The sequence below is a fragment of the Deferrisoma sp. genome, from assembly GCF_054681715.1.
In genome coordinates this window covers 1-5,086 of the sequence record NZ_BAAHFQ010000191.1, presented here as the reverse complement: position 1 = coordinate 5,086, position 5,086 = coordinate 1, and the positions used below count along the sequence as shown (strand labels likewise).

Below are 5,086 nucleotides of genomic sequence, written 5' to 3'. Positions count from 1 at the left end.
GCGGATCCGCACGCCGAGCCCCGCGACCCGTTCGATCTCGGCCCGCACCACGTCTTTGGGAAGGCGGTATTCGGGAATGGCCCACCGGAGCATGCCCCCGGGCTCGGGGCGGGACTCCAGCACCTCCACCTCGTGGCCCCATCGGGCCAGGTGGTAGGCCGCGGTGAGGCCGGCGGGGCCCGCTCCCACTACGGCCACGCGCCGTCCGGAGGGCGCGACGGACGGGGGTTCGGGGGTCGTGTCGGCCCCCGCGTCGCCGGCCGCCCGCTCGATGGCGTGGACCCGCACGGCGCCGTCGTGCTGGCCCCGGTTACAGGCGGCTTCGCAGAAATGGGGGCACACCCGCCCCAGGGTGGCGGGAAAGGGATGCTCCCGCAGCAGGAGCGCCGCCGCCTCGTCCCACCGGCCGTCCGCGGCCAGCGCGACGAGCCCCTCCACGTCGTTTCCGGCCGGGCAGGCCTCCACGCAGGGGCTCACCTTGTCCTGGTGGCGGGGGCGCCAGGCGGGTTTCCAGTTCCCCTCGGCGTCCCGGGGCAGGGGGCCGTGGACCACCTCCACCGGGATCCGGGGCCGGCCCGGCAGCGTCGCCCCGAACCGGGTCACGCAGGGGTACCGGACCACCAGGGCGGCCACGCCCCCCTCGGGATTCCGGGCGTCATCCCAGGCCCGGAACAGTTTGCGCTGGAATCCTTCGGCGTCGAAGGGGTCCGCGTGGTCGATGTACTCCACCCCGCAGCCCCGGATCAGGCCCTCCAGCGAGATCGCCCGGCCGGGGTGGCCGTCGGCCGTCGTGCCGAACTCGGGCGTGGGCTGCATGCCGGTCATGCCGGTGATCTCGTTGTCGAGGACCACGAGGACGAACCGGGCCCCGTTGTACACCGCGTTTTCGAGGGCGGCGGCGCCGGAATGGTAGAAGGTGCTGTCGCCGATGGTGGCCACGATGGGGGGCGGCTCCCCGTCCTGGGCGTGGGCGTGGTAGAAGCCGGCCGCCATGGAGACCGAGGCCCCCATGCAGTGCACGGTGTCCACGGCGCCGAGATTGAGGCCCAGGGTGTAGCAGCCGATGTCCCCGGGGAAGAGCCCGCGGGGAAACGCCCGGCGGATGCCCCAGAAGGCAGCCCGGTGGCCGCAGCCAGGGCACAGCGTGGGACGCCGGATGGGGAGTCCCGCGGCCGGCCCGGGGCCGGCCGTGCTCTCGGGCGGAACCTCGTACCCGACCTGCGCCAGCGCGGTGCGGAGCACCCCCACCAGCCGCTCGGGAGTGAGTTCCCCCTGGCGGGGCACGTGCCCGGTGAGCCGGCCCCAAACCTCCACGTTCGCCCGGAGCAGGGTCTCCACGGCGGCGTCGGGTTCCTCGACCACGAGCACCCGGTCGCAGGCCCCGGCCAGGGTTTCGGCGACCCCCGCGGGCAGGGGGTGGGCCACCGCGAGCTTGACGACCGGGACCCGGTCGGCGACCCCGAGTTTCTCCAAGAGGTCCATCACGTAGCCGTAGGCGATGCCCCCCGCCACGATGGCCAGGGGATGTCGGCCGGGTGGCAGGCCGAGCCGGTTCTCCGGCCAGCAGGCCACCTCGCGGGCGATGGCGTCGAGCTTCTCGTTCAGCAACCGGTGGAGTTCGAACCGGGCCCGGGGGGTCGCGGCCCACCGCCGGGGGTTCTTGTCAAACCGGGCCCGGCGGCGCGGCCCCTCCACCGGGCCGCAGGCGATCCGCTGGCTCGAGTGGCAGATCCGCAGCGTCGGCCGGAGGATCACCGGGATCTCGTGGCGCTCCGAAAGCTCGAAGGCCCGGGCGCACAGATCCTTGGCCTCCTGGGCGTCGGAGGGGTCGAGCACCGGGAGTTTGGCGAACCGGGCGAACAGCCGGGTGTCCTGCTCGGTCTGGGAGCTGTGGGGGCCGGGATCGTCGGCCACCACGATCACGAGCCCCCCTTTGACCCCGATGTAGGCGGCCGAAAGGGCCGGGTCGGCCGCCACGTTGAGCCCCACCTGCTTCATGGCCACCATGGTGCGCTTGCCGGTGTACGCGGCGGCCAGCGCGGTCTCCAGGGCCACCTTCTCGTTGGTGGACCACTCCGCGTAGAGGTCGAGCCCCATCTCCTCCTTGAACCGGACCACGGCCGGCAGGATCTCGGAGCTCGGGGTTCCCGGGTACGAGGTGGCGAACTGGCAGCCCGCCTCCACGATGCCCCGGGCGATCGCCTCGTTGCCCAGAAGGAACCGGTACTCGGTCGCGTGCATGGGGACTCCGTGGGAAAGGCGTGAGGGCAAGGGAGAGGCCCGGACGGTTGGACCCGTCGGGTCCCCCCAGGCGACAAAACGGGCCGGTGCCGCGGGGCTCTCGCGGCACCGGCCCGGCCGGGCTGGCTACGCCGCTTGGGGCGACGGGAACGACTTGATGGCCTCCCAGGCCTTGGCGAGCTCCTCGTCGGGGAGCTCGTACTCCTCGAGCTGCTTGCGGAAGTAGGCGTCGTAGGCCGACATGTCGAAATGCCCGTGGCCCGACAGGAGGAACAGGATCGTCTTCTCTTTGCCCTCCTCCTTGGCCTTCAGGGCCTCGTTGATGGCGCCCCGAATGGCGTGGCTCGACTCGGGCGCCGGCACGATGCCCTCGCAGCGGGCGAACATCACGGCCGCGTCGAAGCACTCCACCTGGTGGAACGCCTCGGCCCGGATCAGGTTGTCCAAAAGGAGCTGGCTCACCAGGGGAGCCATGCCGTGGTACCGGAGCCCGCCGGCGTGGATGCCCGGCGGCACGAAGGTGTGCCCCAGGGTGTGCATGGGCAGAAGCGGGGTCATGCCCACGGTGTCGCCGAAGTCGTAGTGGAAGTGACCCTTGGTCATGGTGGGGCAGGCCGTGGGCTCACACCCGATCACGTCGATCTCCCGGCCGTGGATCTTGTCGTAGAGGAACGGGAAGGTGAGCCCGGCGAAGTTGGACCCGCCGCCGCAGCACCCGAGGATCACGTCGGGGTAGTCGCCGGCGAGTTCCATCTGCTTCTTGGCTTCGAGCCCCACCACGGTCTGGTGCAGGAGCACGTGGTTGAGCACCGAGCCCAGGGCGTACTTGGTGTCCTCCCGGCTCGCCGCGTCCTCCACCGCCTCGGAGATCGCGATGCCCAGGGAGCCGGTGCTGTCGGGATCCTCGGCCAGGATCTTGCGGCCGGCCTCGGTCTCGTTCGAGGGGCTCGGGGTCACGCTGGCGCCCCAGGTCTCCATGAGCACCCGGCGGTAGGGCTTTTGCTCGTAGGAGATCTTCACCATGTAGACCTTGGCCTCGATCCCGAAAAAGTTGCAGGCGAGCGACAGGGCGCTGCCCCACTGGCCAGCGCCGGTCTCGGTGGCGATCCGCTTCACGCCCTCCTTCTTGTTGTAGTAGGCCTGGGCCACGCTGGTGTTGGGCTTATGGCTCCCGGCCGGGCTCACTCCCTCGTACTTGTAGTAGATCTTGGCCGGGGTCCCCAGGGCCTCCTCGAGCCGGCGGGCCCGGTAGAGCGGGGTGGGCCGCCACAGCCGCAGGATCTGGAGCACCTCTTCCGGAATGTCGATCCAGCGCTGGGTGCTCACCTCCTGCTCGATCAGGGCCATGGGAAAGAGCGGGGCCAGGTCGTCGGGCCCCACCGGCTGGCCGGTGCCGGGATGCAGGGGCGGCTTCATGGGGTTCGGCATGTCCGCCGCGATGTTGTACCACTGCCGGGGGATTTCGGACTCGGGGAGGGTGTACTTGATCTGCGACATGCTCCTTCCTCCTTTCCTGGGGTGAGGGTCAACGAAGCCGCTGGAGTTCGTGGGCCACCCGCACCAGGCTCTCGGCCGTGTGGGCGGGGTAGAACGCGTCGACGAACGGGAGCGCCGTGGCCATGCCCCGGCACAGGGGCTGGTAGTCGGGGTCGCCCTTCAGGGGGTTGAGCCAGAGGATCCGCCAGGCCTTCGCCCGCAGCCGGGCCATCTCGCGCCGCAGGAGGTCCGGATCCCCCCGGTCCCAGCCGTCCGAGAACACCACCACCACGAGGCCCCGCCGGGGCCCGGTGGCGTCGAGCACGCGGTTGAGTTCCGCGAGGCACTTCCCGATCAGGGTGCCCCCCGACCAACCCCGCGAGAGTTCGGCTACCCGGGCCACGGCCCGGCCGGCGTCGCGGTCGCGCAGGGGATCGGCCAGATCGAAGAGCCGGGTGGAGAACCCGAACACCCGCACGCCCCGATCGCGCCGGGCGAGCCCGTGGGCCAGGAGCAGGAAGAACCGGTTGTACACGTCCATGGAGCCCGACACGTCGCCCAGAAGCACCAGGTTCCGGCGCCGCAGTCGGGGCTCCCGGCGGGTGAGCCGCACGATCTCCCCGCCGTAGCGGAGGCTCTGGCGAAACACCCGGCGGAACTCGATGGCCCGCCCGCGGAAGGCCGGCCGAAACCGCCGCCCCGGTCGGCTCGAGAGCTTCCCCAGAAGGGCCAGGAACGCGGCGCGGAGTTGGGGTTCCTCCTCGGGGGTGAGATGGCGGAGGTCTTTGCGTAGCAGAAGGTCCCGTTCCGACGCCCCGCCGGTCGCCTCGGCAGGGGGAAGATCGGGCCCCTCCTCCCCGGCTTCCCCCCGGCCGGGGACGGCCGTGGGCACCACGGACGGGGGAGGGGGCTCGCCCTCCGAAGGGGGGGAGCCCGACTCCCAGTACGCGTGAAACAGACGGTCGAAAACGGGGATGTGGTCGGGAGACGAGGTCAGGAGCGACCGGAGGGCCCAGTACACGGCCCTCGGGTCCTCCACGCCCACGAGCCCCACGGCCCGGCAGGCGTCCACCGCGGCGGCCGGGTGGGCCGGGAGCCCCGCACGCTTGCAAAGCCGGCTAAACGCCAGCACGTGGCCCGCCATGCCGGTGCGGGGAAGGGAAGGGGAGAGTTCGGTCATCGCGTCAGGTCGGTGGGTGGCCCATTCCTCGTCTCCTCCCAATGATCCACGGCTCATCCGGCAAATGATGGGGTGGGCTCGTGGATGAACAGGACTCGCAGTTTGAAGTACTCCTGGTCCCGGAAGCCATAGGCCTGGCGCTTGAGCACCTTGATCTTGTTGTTCAGCCCCTCCAAGGGGGCCGTGGTG

At 71.3% G+C, this 5,086-nt stretch carries 4 protein-coding genes; all 4 read right to left on the bottom strand.

Annotation, left to right across the window (positions count from 1 at the left end; all coding sequences use genetic code 11):
• Positions 1 to 2,241, bottom strand: a 2,241-nt coding sequence (locus ACY0I8_RS16195; RefSeq protein WP_461395568.1) for an FAD-dependent oxidoreductase, incomplete at its 3' end; no start/stop codon positions are given.
• Positions 2,242 to 2,367: 126 nt separating this feature from the next.
• Positions 2,368 to 3,738 (bottom strand): TrpB-like pyridoxal phosphate-dependent enzyme, encoded by a 1,371-nt coding sequence (locus tag ACY0I8_RS16190; RefSeq protein ID WP_461395567.1) that lies wholly within the window; start codon positions 3,736 to 3,738, stop codon positions 2,368 to 2,370.
• 28 nt (positions 3,739 to 3,766) lie between these two features.
• The gene (locus tag ACY0I8_RS16185; protein WP_461395566.1) at positions 3,767 to 4,897 is read right to left on the bottom strand and encodes a vWA domain-containing protein; all 1,131 of its coding nucleotides are present in this window, start codon (positions 4,895 to 4,897) and stop codon (positions 3,767 to 3,769) included.
• Positions 4,898 to 4,950: 53 nt separating this feature from the next.
• Positions 4,951 to 5,086 (bottom strand): transposase (locus tag ACY0I8_RS16180; RefSeq protein ID WP_461394759.1); only part of this gene is annotated, 136 nt, incomplete at its 5' end.